Below are 16344 nucleotides of genomic sequence, written 5' to 3'. Positions count from 1 at the left end.
ATATCTAATTCAAAAATAACGATACTAAATTAAATGAATAATAAAATACTCTTGTCTTGTTTGCTCACTGCGGCAATGTTACCTGCAGTGAATGTTGATGCTAATCCTGCCCTAAGCGGATTTGGGAATGATTCTGGCTTAAAAATTGCCACCTGGAACGTAGAGCACCTAGCCTTTCCAGCGAATAAAGGCTGCAATCCAAGAACTCCAGAGCAAATTTCTCAATTAAAAACCTATGCCCAATCATTGAACGCAGATGTAGTAGCGCTACAGGAAGTCGCTTCTGCTGAGGCTGTGGCTCAGATTTTTCCAGCTAAGGATTGGAATGTTTTTATTTCAGACAGACCAGACAGTGAAGCTTACCAATGTCGCGAAACTGGCCGCACTTCAACTCAGCAAAAAGTTGCCTATGCGGTAAAGAAACAATTAACCCATGTAAAAGTGAAATCCCTGAAAGAATTCGCTTTAGGTAATCCGGGGCTAAGGTATGCACTAGAGTTAACTCTACCCACTAAGCAGGGAACTACGACACTGCTGAATGTGCATATGAAAAGTGGCTGTTTTGTGGATGATCATACTCGTAAAGATTCCGAAGCTTGCCAAATCTTTACCCAACAAGCACCACTACTAGATGCTTGGGTAGAAAACAAAGAAAAACAAGGCCAACCCTATGCTGTGTTAGGTGACTTTAATCACCGACTATCTGCCAATTATAATCAGCTAACCCGCACATTAACCAGCAACAGTGATGGCAGTGAGTCAACTCTGGTCAATACTGTTGCAGGTAAAATTGGCTGTCACCCATATTACCCAGCTGCTATCGATCATATTTTTGTCGGCCATATGCCTAAAAGTGATTATTCATTGACAGCAAATATCCATCATTATGACAACATGCAACCAAAAGCAATGTTAAGTGACCATTGTGCCGTATCAGTCGGTATTGATGCGACTGATAATTTAACAGCAGCGGTAAAATGGCAAACCCAAAGTGCAGAATATCAATTATTAACCAGTAATATCTACCAAAGGGCTGCGGACAGCTTAAGCAAACTATCACCGAGCAATGAAAATTGGGTTGTAGTGATGGATGTGGATGAAACTGTGCTAGACAACTCACAATATCAAGTGCGCCGAGAAGGCTTGGGGCTAGGTTATAGCAGTGGCAGTTGGGATCAATGGGTGAGTGAACAGCAAGCGACTTTAGTGCCCGGCGCCAAAGCTTTTATTGAGGCGGTGATTGCTAAAGGAGGAAAGCTGGCATTAGTGACGAATAGAAAGCGTCATACTGATAAATACACTTGGAATAATTTGTTAGCCTTAGGCTTGCCTATTACTGCACAAAATACCTGCCTTGTGGGAAGAGTTAAGCAAGATAAGGCCAGCATAGACGGTAAACAGATAATTAATGATAAAGATTTACGCCGTCAACAATTGCAAAATGGAACGGCTGCATGTTTTAACCCTACTAATGGCCAACGCACTAAGTTTAGTGACGATCACTATCAAATATTAATGCAAGTAGGTGATAATATTGAAGACTTTGCTGAGGTGACCCAGCATGGCGCTAATATTCAGTTATTGCTTGAGCAGTCTGATAACCTGATTTTATTGCCTAATCCTATGTACGGTTCCTGGTAGGGCTCTATAGAACTCAGTATAAGTTTAAACCCTTGTTCAATCGTAACAGGGGTTTTTTATTGCTTGGTGATTCTCAAAAGCAGTGAGTGAACATTGCCAATATCATTTGCAGAGTTGAGCTTTATTTGTTCATTGATAGAGTATAAGGAAACAACGGGTCACACTATTTTAGATAACAGCGATGTGGGCATTGATGTGACGCCACGATAATCACGGCGCTAACGATTGATTGAGGTAAAGGTACTACACCCTTAAATAATATGATTGTGTTAATCTATGTGTAGCTTGATTAGCAAAGCCTTAACAGAGGCTAAAGCGATAAATAATAGGGTCACCCTAAATATTGAAAAGGTGTTTGTTGGTGATTGGGTCACCCATATTGAGCGGTAGTAAAACACCCTAAGTTAGCGCCCAACTGTAGTGAACCACATCACTAGCATTAGCGCTAGTGATGCCCGTTAAATGGCACAAGGGGCATTTTATTGGGTTATAAACTACGGTTTAGTTGATATTCGGCAATCAAGCCAACATTATCAATTGGCTCTGGCAAAATATCATCAGGGGTATTTATTATTCCGTCTCTTCCGTATGAGCGAATGTGGTAAGAGTTTTCATCAATTAATTGGTAATAGTAAAATTTACCTGTAGCGCTCACTTGTGCAGCATCATATAAAAATACCATTGAATTAGCAGGTTGGCTTTGTTGTAATTTTTCTAGGGTTTCAGGGTAATGGCCGTTTTGTACTTTATAAAATTCAATGGCTTGAACAGCATTCGTTAATTGGGTTTTTGTCATTGATGCTCGTAATTCGTCATAAACACCATCTTTTTGTACAAAACCGAAATATCCAAGTGAGCCATATATGATTACTGTAAAGAGTATGCCCGCAGAGCCAACATATTTCAGTTTCGAATTGTTTGCCTTAACGCCCCATAAAATGGCAATTATTCCAAATAAGACGCCAAATAATGGTATAAATGACATACCACCGATTACAAATCCTAAACAACCCGATGATTGCGATGGTTGTGAACCTGTTTGTTTATTATCGATGATTTGCTCGGTAATAAGTCTGTTAACCTCATTAAAGCGCTCAGGGTAGGCTTCTTTATTAATGTGCTCCCTAACCTCAATGAGTTCTTCCAAGGTATATTTTGAGTAATCTGTGTTGGAGTCCATGCCTAAACTTCTCCTATCGTTAATAAGACTGAATGATAATAATGTTCCATTTAGCTAATGTGACACTTTAAGCTATTGAAGTAAATGGTTTTTTAATGAAGTGAGTGCTAGTGTCTTAACCGTTTAAGCTTAAGGTTGTTAAATAAACAGGGGTCTCTGTGGTTTAACTAAGACAGTTATTTTGCAATAGCAACTTTGCTGAAAAGGCAAGTTTATTATGCTTATCGCCACGGCAGCTGTTGCATAATGAATGCATTGTCGTTAGCTACGGGTAACAGCAAGCTTTCGCTTGTGGTCACTCTAACAAACCACAAGCCCACCTAGGGTGGGCTCAAATTTCATCATAATAAGTGGCCATTACCGCGAGGCAAGCTGCCGATGCAGTGCCGATTTATAAGCTTCAATGGCAGGCAGCATAGCAGTAATGCTGGTGGCCACTAATACCACACCTAGTAAGGTGATGATATCGCTGCTGAGCACATTGGCACTGATAAACAGACCATAGCCGCTGGCAAGAGCGTCTTTTAGGCCAAATAGGGCAGCAGTTAACAGGGCGATACTGGTTAACATGGCCAATATGGTAAGCAATAGCGCTTCAAAGTAAATCAGCAGCATAATGGTTAATGGCCCTGCGCCAAGTACTCTAAATACGGCAATTTCTGCTTGGCGCTCGTTCATTGAGGCCAATAACATACTGGTTAAGCCAAACAGTGTTGTCAGTACCACCAGGGCGGCGATTAATCTTAGTAGATTTTCTACCGAGCCCACCAACTCCCACAGCTCACTCATGGCAACTCCAGGTAAAATTGCCATTAGTTGATCGGATTTATCTGTGTTGATTTCACGCTGTAAACTAAAGGTGGAAAACTTAGAGTTCAGTCCTAATAGCACCGCGGTAACACTATCAATGTGCAATTGGCTAGGTTCTGGATTAGCGACGATTTTAGCAAGCTGTGAAGGCGGCAAGTGAATGGCCTCAATGGCTGCCAGGCTGACGTGTACGGTTTTATCAACCGGGGTGCCGGTAGCGGCAAGCACGCCACTTATCACAAACGGTGAGTGTTCATGCTTAGTAAAGCTGGTGCTGCCAATGCCATGGGCGACGACGATGTTATCACCCACTTTATAGCCGAGCTTTTGGGCAACATCACTGCCCACTACGGTTTCAAATAAACCTTTAAAGGCTTGGCCTTGGCTAAAGCTTAATAAGCGGTTATCGCCATAGGCGTAGTGATCAAAGTAACTGCTGCTGGTACCTAAAACCCTAAAGCCACGGTGTGAATCTCCCAATGACAGTGGAATAGCCCATTTGACTTGTTTATGATTGGCCAGTTTTTGATAGCTTTCAAAATCAATATTATTGGTTGGGGTGCCAATTCTAAATACCGAATACAGCAGTAGGTTTAGTTGGCCGCTAGGGGCACCAACAATTAAGTCTGTACCGGCATTGGTACGGGTAAAACTTTGTTTGGCTTGAATGCGTAAATGCTCAACACTTAATAGCACTAAAAGGCTGATAGTCAGTGATAGAAAGGTAAGCAGTACCGTTTTTTTACGGCTTAACAAGCTCTGTTTGGCTACGGTCAATAACATTAGGCAGACTCCCCAATAGTTATCAGGCTGTTAATGTTGGTTTTAGTCTGGAAATATTGTTCTAGGGTTTTATCGTGACTTACAAAAATTAAAGTGGTGTTATTATTGCTGCAAATATCTAGCAGAATTTGCATAAAAGCATCTCTGGCTGAGGCATCTAGGGCAGAGGTGGGCTCATCCACTAATAGGATTTCTGGTTTATTAACCAACGCCCTTACAATCGCCACCCTTTGTTGTTGACCAATACTAAGCTCTGAAACCGGCTTGTTTAGCACTTCTGCTGTCAATTGTAATTGGCTGATCAAGCTTTTGGCGTGCTCAATAACATCAGCCTTATTATTAGCAAAGTAGGCAGCCAGTTTAATGTTTTCAAGAACCGATAAGTAAGGGATCAGGTTTAGGGTTTGGAAGACCACGCCAATATGGTTCGCCCTAAAGCCATCCCTTTGGCTATTACTCATGGCGGTGACATCTTCACCCAGTAATTTGATACTGCCTGAAGTCGGTTTCAAGACACCAGAAAGCAGGTTCAATAAGGTTGATTTACCTGAACCTGAATCTCCATGTAAAAAGATGCGTTCACCTTTGGCAACTTGCCAATGAGATAGAGAAATAGCTGGGCTGTTTTTTTGCTTATATTGATGTACAAGCTGGTCAATTTGAATGGCTGAATCCAACAACTTAATGACTCACTGTGGTTTTATTATTAATTTTGACTAATCATACCATTTCTGAATTGATATGTTATATTCTTGCTTTGAAGTATTCCTAGCAGTTGTAAATAATGAAAAAAATAATTTTAGCTAGCCTAATAGCCGTCTTCTCAGCGACCCAGTTAATGGGGTGTCAACCCAATGAACAGACGGCTGAAATTGAGCCTAAAAAATACAGTGAAATTGAGTGGATTGAATTAATGCCTAAGGACGAATTAGAGCTTATTCTTAATCCACCTGAAGAAGTGTACGCTATAGAAGATGGTTCAAGTGAAGATAACATTGATTCCCTTGAAGCGTTGGCTAAAGGTGATGATCCTGTTAGTCAGTATTATGCCGCACTGAGTTCAGCCACAGTGATAGAAGCCTTTGATAATGTGGCTATTAAGTTGCCAGGTTTTATCGTGCCTTTGGCATATAATAAAGATAAAAAAATTACTGAATTCTTTATTGTGCCTTACTTTGGTGCCTGTTTACACATGCCGCCACCGCCACCAAATCAAATGATTTACGCTAAGATTGAAGAGGGCATTGAATTGCAAGGGACGACTTACGATCCGTTCTGGTTTGAAGGTACTGTGGCAATTGAATTGACAGAAAGGGAAATGGGTACTGCGGCCTATGAACTAAAAGTCGATACCATTAAGCCTTATATGGAAATAGAGGAAGAGTCGTGAAAAAAACATTAGCAGCTGCATTGGCACTGGTGGGTTTATTGGCATCTAATGTGCTTAATGCTTGTGAATATCATAATGGCCCAAGTTTTGGGGCCTTTGGGGCAGGACACCGCTTTATTCAGCCCGCCCATGATTTTAGGGCAGTACCAGAGTTTACCATGACCCATAAACAGCTGTTAACGGTAAATAAAGGCGAAAACCAGAGTGTTGTTATTAATTACAACATCCCACATTTTTATAAGGGCATGAACCTGCAAATTAAAGCTGCTGAACAAGTATTGCTGCATGCCGATTCTGAGGTGACCCTTGAAGGCCGCAAGGGCCAGTATATCCTAAGCTTTCAAGCCCAAGAATCCGGCAAGCACGATATTGAAATTGAAGCGGTTGGCACTAAAGATGGCCAACCCTACTCACTGGTTCAATTGATTCAACTAACGGTAATATAAAGCCGAAGGCTTTATATTAGAGGGCGCCTTCGGCTTCGAGGGCACTTCGTTGCGAGAACGCTTCGCTTCGAGAATGCCTTCGGCTCGAGGGTTCACCGATAACTTAATACTGAGATTTTCGGTAATCCGTTATCTGTAGCCACAAAGTGCCTTTCTCGAAGGTACAGCCGTTCTCGCTTCTCGCGACTAAAACTCTATTTCTGTCTTATTCTTCGATAGCTTTTTCGCACCTTGGCTACTATTGGTGATCCATTGGGCGCTCATGTGATGCAAACTTGGTAAGGCCTTAAATAGCTCGATTGAAAGGCTTTTGGGTGCATCCTTGCATTTAAACTGGTAACTAAAGCTTGCATCTAGGTGACCATGGCTTTCATCATGACCGTGGCCGTGGTCGTGACCATATTTTACTTTGGCTATTTGAAAGTCATCAGATAACGACTCTTTAACGCTTACCAGCTTACATTCGCCATTAAATTCAAGTACCTTTGCAGGGGTGCGGGCCAGCTCAATAAACTGAGTAACTTTTGCCGCCTGTGCTTTATTTTCAGGTAAGTGCTCAAAACCGACGGCATTGATAGCCGGTAGGGTAAACTGCACATCCCAAAGCGAGCCTTGATTCATTATTAATACTTCGCCTTCATCATGTACGTGTTTGGCGGCAGCATGTAATTGGCTTGATAGAATTAAGCCAGTGGCTAGTAAAAGGTTATTTAACTTCATATTTTTACTCGCTACAATTTTCACAAAGGCCAGTGAGTTCCAGCTGTGGGCTTTTTAAGGTGTATCCAGCCTTAGCTATATTATCTTTTAGGGCATCATTAATTGATTGCTCGATATGAATTTCTTTGACTTTATCGCAGCTTTCACAAATTAAAAACTGTGGCGCACCGTGTTGGTGATCGCAACTAATATGGGCGCAGGCAACGTATTTATTGGCTACCTCAAGTTTGTGGACCAATTGCTGTTCTTTTAAAAAGTCTAAAATACGATAAATCGACATTGCAGAAAAACTAAGGTCTAGTTTTGCTTTACAAAAGTCGATTAACTCATAGGCTGAACAGGCTTTTTCTGTCATCAGTAAGGCGTTTAAAACTGCTTCACGCTTAGGAGTGAGTTTAACCTGCTCTTTGGCGTGCTCTAAAGTATGACTGTGTGCTGACAAAGGACTTCCTTGGACATCAAATCTAATTAGCTAGATCATATAACAAAAGCATAAGTGTTACGAGGTAACATTTTTTGTTTGCTAATGTCCAATACTTTATACACTAGCTGATCCGATGATGCTTTCTAAATTTATCAATACCCCACCCAAGCAAGAGCAAAATGATTAGGGGTATATACCAGTTACTCTTTACCCATTGTTTCATGGAATTAATAATCACCTGCTTTAACGCATAATCCCCAGGGGCAAGGGTTAGAATGCCCATTTCATTAGAGTAGCTTTTGTATTCATTAAGCAAATTTTGCAATATTACAGGGTGGCTATTAGCCAGGTTGTTTAGTTCGGCGGCATCATTTTCAATATCGTACAAAGACCACTGTTCATTGCCTAAGGGCTTTTTAACCTGTACCAGTTTCCATTTTCCTTGGTACAGCGCCGCATTACCACTAACCTCAAAAGCAAAACTATCCTGCTGCCACACATCGGTAACTTCACCGGTTAACACCGGCACCAGTGAGCGTCCATAAAAGGCCTCATCTTGGTATTCGGCACCCGCCTGTTGTAATAGGGTAGGGACAATATCTGCCACATGGGCGCGGCCATGTTGAATGCCTAATGGCTTAATGCCGGGGCCAGCTATGATCAGAGGTACCCGCAATCCTCCTTCTGCGGCATTAAATTTATAAAGGCTAAGGGGCCCTGTGCTAACATCTGCCCACTCTGGGCCAATTGCGCCCATAGAGTTCATTTGCCCTAAGCTCTCATAGTCGGTATTCCAACCAGCCGTGGCCATCCAAGTGCGATCAAGGTACTTTCTAGCATGGTTCGAGTGACCCATTGAGTTAAATTCAGCACCGTTATCTGAGGTGACAACCACTATGGTGTTATCAAGTTGACCAAGGGATTCAATATGGCTAAGTAAACGGCCAATATGATGGTCGGCGGCATCTAACATGCCCGCATTTAACTGCATCATTCGTGACCAGAACTTTTTATCTTGCTCTGACAGTTCATCCCACTTGCGATGTAACTCAGGTACGGCGGCAAGTTGGGTATTAGCGGGCACCAGTCCTAAATCAATGGCGGTTTGTAAGCGTTCGAGACGTTTTTTATCCCAACCGGCATCAAACACGCCATTGTATTTGTCTATGTATTCAACGGGAGCCTGAATCGGAATATGAATGGCTTGCAGGGGCAGGTAGGCAAAAAACGGCTTGTTAGGATCGGCATTATCCAAATAGCCAATCATTTTATTGACCAAGTCCCGTGATGAATAAAAGTCTTCAGGTAAATGCACACGCTTGCCATCTTCAAACCATTTCACCTCTTTATAGATAGAAAGATAAGGCTTTTCTTGGTAGTTGCTGGCACCAGTAGCATCAAGGACAAAGGATTTATCAAAACCGAAACGGTGGGGCAGGTTTTTACCCACACGACCAATGCCCCATTTACCAGAGACAAAGGTCTGATATCCCACGGCTTTTAAGCGAGTGGCGAGGGTTTGCTGGGAATCTTGCCACTGCATTGAATAGGCGGGCATATCGGCCATTTCAGGCTTTAGTGCTTCCACCAGAGTAGACATACCAACGGCGTGGCTGTCTTGCCCGGTCATTAACATAGCGCGACTTGGGCCGCACAGGGCAGCAGTATAAAAACGACTAAACTGTACACCTTGCTGGGCAATGCTATCAATATTAGGGGTTTGGGCATCACTGCCGTAACTACCAAGCCCCATAAACCCGACATCATCTAATAACACCAAAAGGATATTAGGTTGCTTGCCAGTCTCAGTTTTAGCCTCAGTTTTAGGCGAGTTGACCTCGGCGCTGGCAAACAAAGGCAAGAATAATACTAATAGCAAAGTCCATTTCATGATTTACTCCTTCACTTATAGGCTTTGGCCATCATCAAGGGCAATAGTTTGCCCGGTTAAGAACTCTTGATCTTGGCACAGGTAAACAATGGCTTGGTCAAGATCTGAGGGTTTACCTACGCGCTTTCTTGGCATAAAGGCAGCCACTTGTTGACCAGCAGGGCTATCAAAATACTCCGCATTTAATTCAGTTTTAATATAACCAGGGGCGAGGGTATTCACACAAATGCCTTGGTTAACCCATTCCCTAGCAAACTGTTGACTTAGGCGGGCAATAGCCGATTTGGTGGTGCCATAAACCGTATGACCCGGCATGGTTTTACGATCTGAAATAGAGCCTACATTAACAATGCGGCCTTTCATTTTCGAACCAATCCAGCGGCGCGCCATTTCGGTTGATAAAAAGTAAGGGGCTTTTAGGTTTAAATCGACCACAAAATCAAAATCTTCTACTGTCATATCAGTGGCGCGTTTACTGACTGAGCTGCCGGCGTTATTGACCAAGCAATTAATTGGCCCTGCTAGGGATTCTGCTTCATCAATCTTGCTACCAAAACTAGTAAAGTCGGTGACATCTAATGCTAATGGGAAGGCTTTGCCTCCTGCGGCGGTGATTTCTTCACATAAACTGATCAGTTTTTCTTTACGGCGAGCCGCAGCCACTACGGTAAAGCCATCTTTGGCCAAAGCTCGACAAAACTGTGCCCCTAAACCCGATGATGCTCCTGTCACTAATACGGTTTTTAGCTCAGACATTGAACCTTCCTTCTTTGTATTTTTATTCCTATTTAGCCTTAAGTTACCCCTGCAAAATCTAAATGACAACAGTTATTGTCATTTGCCGTGTCAAAACTTATTGATTTGCTTTTTTCAATAAAATAGCATGGTTGGTGACAATTGTTTCGGGGGATAAGTGAGCGTGGCAGTTTTGCAATATGCGGAACCTAACAGTTAGCCTGTTGCCACACCTTAAGATTCTTTGTTAGGTGAGTTACATCATTATATTGAGACACTTAGTGGTCTTTTGAGTTAAAGGATTAATATGGATTACCTCAATCAGCAGGACTTACAGTTTTTATTATTTGATTGGCTAGAGGCCGATAAGTTAAGCAAACGCAGCAACTTTAGTGATCACGATATCGACACTATGCGCAGCGTATTGGATTTAGCTGCGCAGATGGCAAGGGAAACTTTTGCCCAAAACTTTAAGGTATCGGATGAGGTTGAGCCGCAATTGGTTGATGGCAAGGTAGTCTTGCCTGAACAAACCAAACAGGACTTAGATGCCTACCGCGATGCCGGCTTTTTTGCCGCGGGTTTTGAAGAGCAATACGGCGGTATGGGTTTGCCTTTTACTGTGGCTTTGGCGGCCCAGGCTAACTTTTTTGCGGCCAACTGTGCCACTACGGCATACCCTATGCTAACGAATGGCAATGCCAGGCTAATTATCAATTTTGGTAACCAAAAACAAATTGAGACTTGGGCATTGCCTGAAGTGGAAGGTCGCTACTTTGGTACCATGTGTTTAAGTGAGCCCGCTGCTGGCTCGTCCCTTGGAGACATTCGTACTAAGGCCCAGCACACGGGCAGTGATGAATACGGCGAACGTTATTTATTGCGTGGCAATAAAATGTGGATCTCCGGTGGTGACCATGAACTCAGCGACAATATTGTGCACTTGGTACTGGCCAAAGTGGCCGATGAAAATGGTGATATTACCCCTGGGGTAAAGGGCATTTCTATTTTTGTGGTGCCTAAAATACTGCCCGATGGTCGCCATAACGATGTCGCGGTTGCTGGTTTAAACCATAAAATGGGTTACCGGGGTACGTCGAACTGTTTGCTGAACTTTGGTGAAGGTAACGGTGCGATTGGCTGGCGTATTGGCGATTTAGGCCAAGGCTTAGCCATTATGTTCCAAATGATGAATGAGGCTCGAATAGGCGTAGGCATGGGGGCAAGTTGTATGGCTTACCGCGGCTATGTGCAATCAAGCCAATATGCCAAAGAGCGCCCCCAGGGTCGAAGTCTAACCAATCGTGACCCAGCATCACCACAAATCCCAATCATTGAACATGTTGATGTTAAACGCATGCTATTACAGCAAAAGGCTTACGCTGAAGGGGCGATGGCGTTATCCTTGTTCAGTGCCTATTTGGCCGATAACAGCCATTCACACCCAAACAAAGAAACCCGTCAAGCGGATCTAGAATTGTTAGAGCTGTTAACTCCTGTGGCCAAAAGCTGGCCTTCTGAATTTGGTTTAATCGCCAATGACATAGCCATTCAGGTACACGGCGGTTATGGCTACACCCGCGAATACGATGTCGAACAACTGTATCGTGATAATCGTCTAAACCCTATCCATGAGGGTACCTTTGGCATTCAAGCGGCCGATTTGGTGGGCCGTAAACTGTCTCAAAACCAAGGCGCTGGCTATAAGCAGTTATTAATGCGTATTAGTGAAACCACAGAAATAGCATTAACCGATCCGCGCTTGCAGGGTGAAATTGAGCATTTAACCAGCGCCGTAAATGCTATGCAGCAGGCGGTAAACGCTTTGGCGGCCATGGGGTCAAACCCAGCGGCTCTAGACAACGCTGGCGCATTTTTATCGGCCTTTGGCCATGTGGTGGTGGGATGGTTATGGGTGTCACAAACTCTCAATGCCAATGATGACAGTGATTTTAGCAAGGCCAAATTTGCAGCCTGTCGATACTTTTTAAGGGTGGAATTGCCCAAGGCCATCACCCAATTTGAACTGGTGCAAAGGCTTGAGTCCTGCGTTGCAGATGTCGATTCAAGTTTACTGTAAGGGAAAAAATATGGACGCGGATTACAAGTTATACGGTTGGCAAATATCTTTGTTTACCGGCAAAGTCAGAGCCTATTTAAACTACAAAGGGCTTAACTATGTACAAAAGCCAATGAGTCTGTTTGATATCAAGCGCTTTGAAAAAAAACATAATTTTGCTGCAATGCCGGTTATCGAAACAAAACAAGGGCAAACCCTGACGGATACCAGCTTAATTATTGAAGAGTTAGAGCGCCGCCATCCCAAGCATTCATTGAGTTTGGATTGCCCATTGCAACAGACGGTTTCTAATCTTTTAGAGGTTTGGTTTGATGAGATTGGGCATGTGATCGCGCTGCACACTCGCTGGAACTTTCCGGAAAATTACCCAAGTTTCCGTAAAGAAGGCGGTGACAGCCTATTACCCTATGCCCCGCGCTTTATTAAAAATTTGGTCGTAGACAAAGTTGCTGCAGCGCGCATGAGGGCGGCCATGGTACGAATGGGGGCGGTGGGTGAACAAATACCGCTGTTGGAGCGTTGGATAAATCAACTGTTAGATTTGCTAGAGGCGCATTTTAGCGCGCATGATTATTTATTAGGTGGCCAGCCTAGCGTAGCTGATTACTCGTTAATTGGGCTTTGTTATGCCCACTTGTATTTGGATAGGTGGCCGAGGCGTGAGCTGATTGACCCAAGGCCAAACCTTAAGGCTTATATTGAGCGTGTTCATAGTGGTCAAAAGCAAGTGAACCCGCCATTGAGCCAAGGGCAAATCCCTAACACTCTACTGCCGCTTTTGAACATGTTTCAAAGTGAATTTGTACCGCTGTTAGAGAGCATGCAGCAATCGGTGCAGGGCTACATTGCTAAGGAAGGAAAGCAAGCTGGAGATACTATTCCACGCCTGTTAGAAGAAATCACCTTCCCAATGTTAGATGGCCATTATAAGCGCTTGGTATTTACTTATACCTTTTGGATGCTGCAGCGCAGTCAAAAGCAGTTTCGAACACTTGATGCAATAGCCCAGCAACACATTAATGAGTGGTTTATGGCCCATAAGCTAACGCCAATATTAGAAATTAGCAGCGGCCCAGCCGTAACGCACAATGGCCTGACAGTGAAGTTAGCGGGTTAAAAGTTAACAGGTTAAAGGAATAATCATGAAAGCATTGGTTTGTGAACAGTATGGCACCGTTGAAACTCTAAAGCTGCAAAGCCAAACTCTGGCTGAACTTCAGGCCGGTGAAGTACTTTTAGACATAAAAGCAGCGGGGTTAAACTTTCCCGATGCACTAACTATTGCTGGTTTGTATCAAGTTAAGCCACCCTTGCCATTTATCCCAGGTATTGAATGTGCTGGGGTGGTGGCCAAGGTGGGTGAGGGAGTCAGCAATGTAAAAGTGGGTGATAGGGTAATTGCGGTGACTCAACTCGGCGCCTTTGCCGAGCAGGTCATTTGTAAAGCCAATATCTTGCTGCCAATGGCCGACAACATGAGTTTTGAACAAGCTGCTGGCTTTTGCATTACCTATGCCACTTCCTATTATGCGCTCAAACAAAGGGCAAAGCTGCAAGCGGGTGAAACGGTTTTAGTGTTAGGCGCAGCAGGGGGCGTTGGCGTGACGGCCATTCAAATTGCCAAGTTAATGGGCGCTAAGGTGATTGCTGCCGCTTCTACCGATGAAAAGCTCAACTTCGCTAAAGAGGTGGGCGCGGATGAATGCATTAATTATTCGACAGAGAATCTAAAAGAGCGCATTAAAGCACTAACCTGCGGTAAAGGCGTTGATGTGGTGTACGATCCCGTTGGTGGCGACTATAGCGAGCAAGCGTACCGCGCTATCGCTTGGTATGGCCGTTATTTAGTCATTGGTTTTGCCGCCGGTGATATTCCTAAACTATCGTTAAACCTGCCGTTATTAAAGGCTGGGGATATTTTAGGGGTATATTGGGGCGGTTGGGCCATGCGCGACCCTAAAGGCTCCAATCAAAACTTTATTGAGTTACTTGCTTTAGTGGCACAAGGTAAGCTAAAGCCGTTAACGAACCAAGTGTTTGATTTTAAGGATTATGAACAAGCCTTTAATTGCTTAACAAAGCGTCAAGCTAAGGGTAAGGTGATCCTTAAAATGTAACAAGAGTTTGTTGTCCTTCGAAGATTACTGTAGCTGTGTTTAAAGCTGCACCAGAATGCAGTGATTGAACAAAATTGTGTAGTCTCATGACGCTTTTACATCCAAAGGAGGATTAATACTCCTTTGGATGGTTAAATCGATTAACTAATTAGCAATACTGTCAGCGGTTTCAACATTACTTCCAGCATCGTAGTTAGCACCATTTAGGTTGACATGATCAACAGTAATGGTAAATGTACCAGAACCTTTGATTGAACCACTGGTAAAGCTTACTTGACCTGATGCATCAGTGGTTGCCGTGTCGCTGCCACTAACTGAACCGCTCCAAGTAATATCAACATTAGCCCCTTCAACCCCTTGGCTGCTTTGGTCAACAATGGTGATCACGGCCGTTGCACGAGGTTTTTTTCCAGAGATACTCATATCGATGCTAGCAACCGATATGACAGGGGCAACAGCTGGCTCTTGCACGGTAATTACAACCGCACTCGATACAGTGGTGTTACCATCATTGTCCGTCGCCTCTGCTGTAAAGCTATAACTGCCTTCTACCGAGCTGCTCCAGTTAACACTGTATGGCGCAGAAGTATCGGTGCCAATTAAATTGCTACCTTCAAAGAACTCTACCATAGTAACGCTGCCATCATTGTCTGACGCAGTAGCACTAATAGCAATTTGCTGTGAAGGTTCAATAGTTTGACTATTGGTGGTCATTGCAACCGAAGGTGCGCCAGTCTCTACTTGATAATCCACTTTCCACAATCGGCGGGTATTAATAAATAGGTCAGTATCACCGTCGTAGCGCTTAGCGGCATAAGGTTCATTTCCATCAGCAAGCATCAATACATCGGTAAAGTTATAGCCGTTGTCAGTAGAAGAGTGGATCCATGGATCTTTACTGTCACGGGAATACATATTCACCCAGTTGCCTACCGAGGTGATTGGTGGGCGCTCATGGTTACGTACTTCAGTAATATCGGTTGAAGTGACCCAACTTGTGCCGTTCCACACTGCTACGCTCATGCTGTAATTAGGTGAGTTCTGGCTGTAATTGGTGTTTTTAGGGTAAGCAACTACTGGGTTGCCTAATGAATTTACGGTAACCTGTGGGGTTTGTAATTCATTGGTGGTATCGCCCCAAGGTTGCTCCCACGGATAGAAGTGATCAGCACTAGCGGTTTCTACATCAATAGGCAAACTTACCTGAGTGCCATCAGCTTTATAAAACTGGTTAGCTGATACGTCATATTTTACATAAGTACCACGTTGGAAAGTATTATCACCTGAGTGAAGCTGTGACCAAGCCGTCGCAATATGAACATTACCGTTGTTATCAGCATACAGGTTGCTCATATAAGCATTTTTATCCAGTGAAGCTTGGATCAGCTGGGCAGACCATGTATTGCTGGCATCATCCCATACGTACATGTCTTGCTTTTCATTTTGTTGGCTTTCACGAACTAATTCGCCATCAAGAAATAGTGCAGTTCTCCGGGCCACAAATACCACATCACCTTCAGAAGTGCTTACCGCAGCAGGGTAGGTGTAGCGTTTCTCGTTAATACCCGCATCGTTATACCAAGGCACAGTACTGCTTTGATCGGTAAAGCTGGTAAAATCCCCCGGCGTATCAGAGCGGTAGTACTTCATCTTGTGGTTATGCATGCCCACCCAAGCATGGATGTAACCATCGCCATCTACGGCAATAGCGGATTGGTTATGACTGCTATCATCTGGGGCTATGGTGTCAAAGAGATCACCAGAGCAATTCGAACTGCTCGAAGCCATATGGTAATGACAAATGCGAGCCTTATATGTATCTCCATCGGTAAATAATACATAAACGTCATCGCCGACAACGTCAAAGGATGGTTGTCCCGCATAAGATGCAGTATAAGTAAAAAGTTCTGTTGGGGTTTGTGCTTGTACGACTAAACTCAAGAAACAAACCATGCCTATTGTTGTTTTTTTCATGGTTGTCAATTCCTAGTATATGAATTACCGTCCTGGTATGTCTTTGTTCCTATCCATAGCGAACAGAACTAGTATGCAATATAATCCATCAAAATCACCAATAATGGTTATTTTGTTTCTGATGTGAACTTGGTTGGATCATCAGGTATTTAG

Annotated in this window: 14 protein-coding genes; 6 read left to right on the top strand and 8 right to left on the bottom strand. The window is 43.5% G+C overall.

What is annotated here, in order from left to right:
• Window positions 1–33 precede the first annotated feature (33 nt).
• Window positions 34–1641 carry an HAD family acid phosphatase gene (locus GFB48_RS02925; protein WP_163930953.1) on the top strand — a complete coding sequence of 536 codons (1608 nt, stop codon included), beginning with the start codon at window positions 34–36 and terminating at the stop codon, window positions 1639–1641.
• A 487-nt stretch (window positions 1642–2128) separates the two neighbouring features.
• On the opposite strand, the gene GFB48_RS02920 is transcribed toward GFB48_RS02925, so the two are convergent.
• The 3 genes from GFB48_RS02920 to GFB48_RS02910 form a co-directional block, all read right to left on the bottom strand.
• Window positions 2129–2821 (bottom strand): type II secretion system protein GspG, encoded by a 693-nt coding sequence (locus GFB48_RS02920; RefSeq protein ID WP_163930951.1) that lies wholly within the window; start codon window positions 2819–2821, stop codon window positions 2129–2131.
• A 357-nt stretch (window positions 2822–3178) separates the two neighbouring features.
• Window positions 3179–4414: an ABC transporter permease gene (locus GFB48_RS02915; protein ID WP_163930949.1), complete on the bottom strand. Its 1236-nt coding sequence runs from the start codon at window positions 4412–4414 to the stop codon at window positions 3179–3181.
• Window positions 4414–5091 (bottom strand): ABC transporter ATP-binding protein, encoded by a 678-nt coding sequence (locus tag GFB48_RS02910; protein ID WP_240464817.1) that lies wholly within the window; start codon window positions 5089–5091, stop codon window positions 4414–4416. Before GFB48_RS02910 ends, GFB48_RS02915 begins: the two co-directional genes overlap by 1 nt.
• Before the next feature lie 107 nt (window positions 5092–5198).
• Between GFB48_RS02910 and GFB48_RS02905 the strand changes: the two genes are divergently transcribed.
• Together GFB48_RS02905 and GFB48_RS02900 are read left to right on the top strand one after the other, a co-directional pair.
• Entirely contained in the window at window positions 5199–5804 is a 606-nt protein-coding gene (locus GFB48_RS02905) for a DUF3299 domain-containing protein (RefSeq protein WP_163930947.1), read from the top strand.
• Window positions 5801–6250, top strand: a complete 450-nt coding sequence (locus GFB48_RS02900; protein ID WP_163930945.1) for a hypothetical protein — start codon at window positions 5801–5803, stop codon at window positions 6248–6250. The genes GFB48_RS02905 and GFB48_RS02900 overlap by 4 nt, the downstream gene beginning before the upstream one ends.
• Window positions 6251–6436: 186 nt before the next feature.
• On the opposite strand, the gene GFB48_RS02895 is transcribed toward GFB48_RS02900, so the two are convergent.
• The 4 genes from GFB48_RS02895 to GFB48_RS02880 form a co-directional block, all read right to left on the bottom strand.
• On the bottom strand, window positions 6437–6970 hold the full coding sequence (locus GFB48_RS02895; RefSeq protein ID WP_163930943.1) for a DUF2796 domain-containing protein: 534 nt from the start codon (window positions 6968–6970) through the stop codon (window positions 6437–6439).
• 4 nt (window positions 6971–6974) lie between these two features.
• The gene (locus GFB48_RS02890) at window positions 6975–7412 is read right to left on the bottom strand and encodes a Fur family transcriptional regulator (RefSeq protein ID WP_163930941.1); all 438 of its coding nucleotides are present in this window, start codon (window positions 7410–7412) and stop codon (window positions 6975–6977) included.
• Window positions 7413–7515: 103 nt separating this feature from the next.
• Complete coding sequence (locus tag GFB48_RS02885) at window positions 7516–9285, bottom strand: arylsulfatase (RefSeq protein ID WP_163930939.1); 1770 nt, start codon at window positions 9283–9285, stop codon at window positions 7516–7518.
• A gap of 15 nt (window positions 9286–9300) precedes the next feature.
• Window positions 9301–10041: an SDR family NAD(P)-dependent oxidoreductase gene (locus tag GFB48_RS02880; RefSeq protein ID WP_163930938.1), complete on the bottom strand. Its 741-nt coding sequence runs from the start codon at window positions 10039–10041 to the stop codon at window positions 9301–9303.
• A 286-nt stretch (window positions 10042–10327) separates the two neighbouring features.
• Between GFB48_RS02880 and GFB48_RS02875 the strand changes: the two genes are divergently transcribed.
• Genes GFB48_RS02875 through GFB48_RS02865 form a run of 3 tightly spaced genes read left to right on the top strand, consistent with a single transcriptional unit; the run spans window position 10328 to window position 14217 of the window.
• Window positions 10328–12100, top strand: coding sequence for an acyl-CoA dehydrogenase (locus GFB48_RS02875; protein ID WP_163930936.1), 1773 nt, complete (start codon window positions 10328–10330; stop codon window positions 12098–12100).
• Window positions 12101–12110: 10 nt separating this feature from the next.
• Complete coding sequence (locus GFB48_RS02870) at window positions 12111–13217, top strand: glutathione S-transferase family protein (protein WP_163930934.1); 1107 nt, start codon at window positions 12111–12113, stop codon at window positions 13215–13217.
• A 25-nt stretch (window positions 13218–13242) separates the two neighbouring features.
• A complete protein-coding gene (locus GFB48_RS02865) occupies window positions 13243–14217 on the top strand; it encodes an NADPH:quinone oxidoreductase family protein (RefSeq protein ID WP_163930932.1) in 975 nt (324 codons plus the stop codon).
• A 144-nt stretch (window positions 14218–14361) separates the two neighbouring features.
• Here the strand turns inward: GFB48_RS02865 and GFB48_RS02860 are convergent, their stop codons facing one another.
• Window positions 14362–16191, bottom strand: coding sequence for a BNR-4 repeat-containing protein (locus GFB48_RS02860; RefSeq protein WP_163930930.1), 1830 nt, complete (start codon window positions 16189–16191; stop codon window positions 14362–14364).
• Between the last annotated feature and the right edge of the window lie 153 nt (window positions 16192–16344).

Origin of the sequence: Paraferrimonas sp. SM1919 (assembly GCF_010993985.1) — a bacterium.
Lineage (GTDB): Bacteria > Pseudomonadota > Gammaproteobacteria > Enterobacterales > Shewanellaceae > SM1919.
This window is presented reverse-complemented; position numbering and strand designations above follow the sequence as displayed.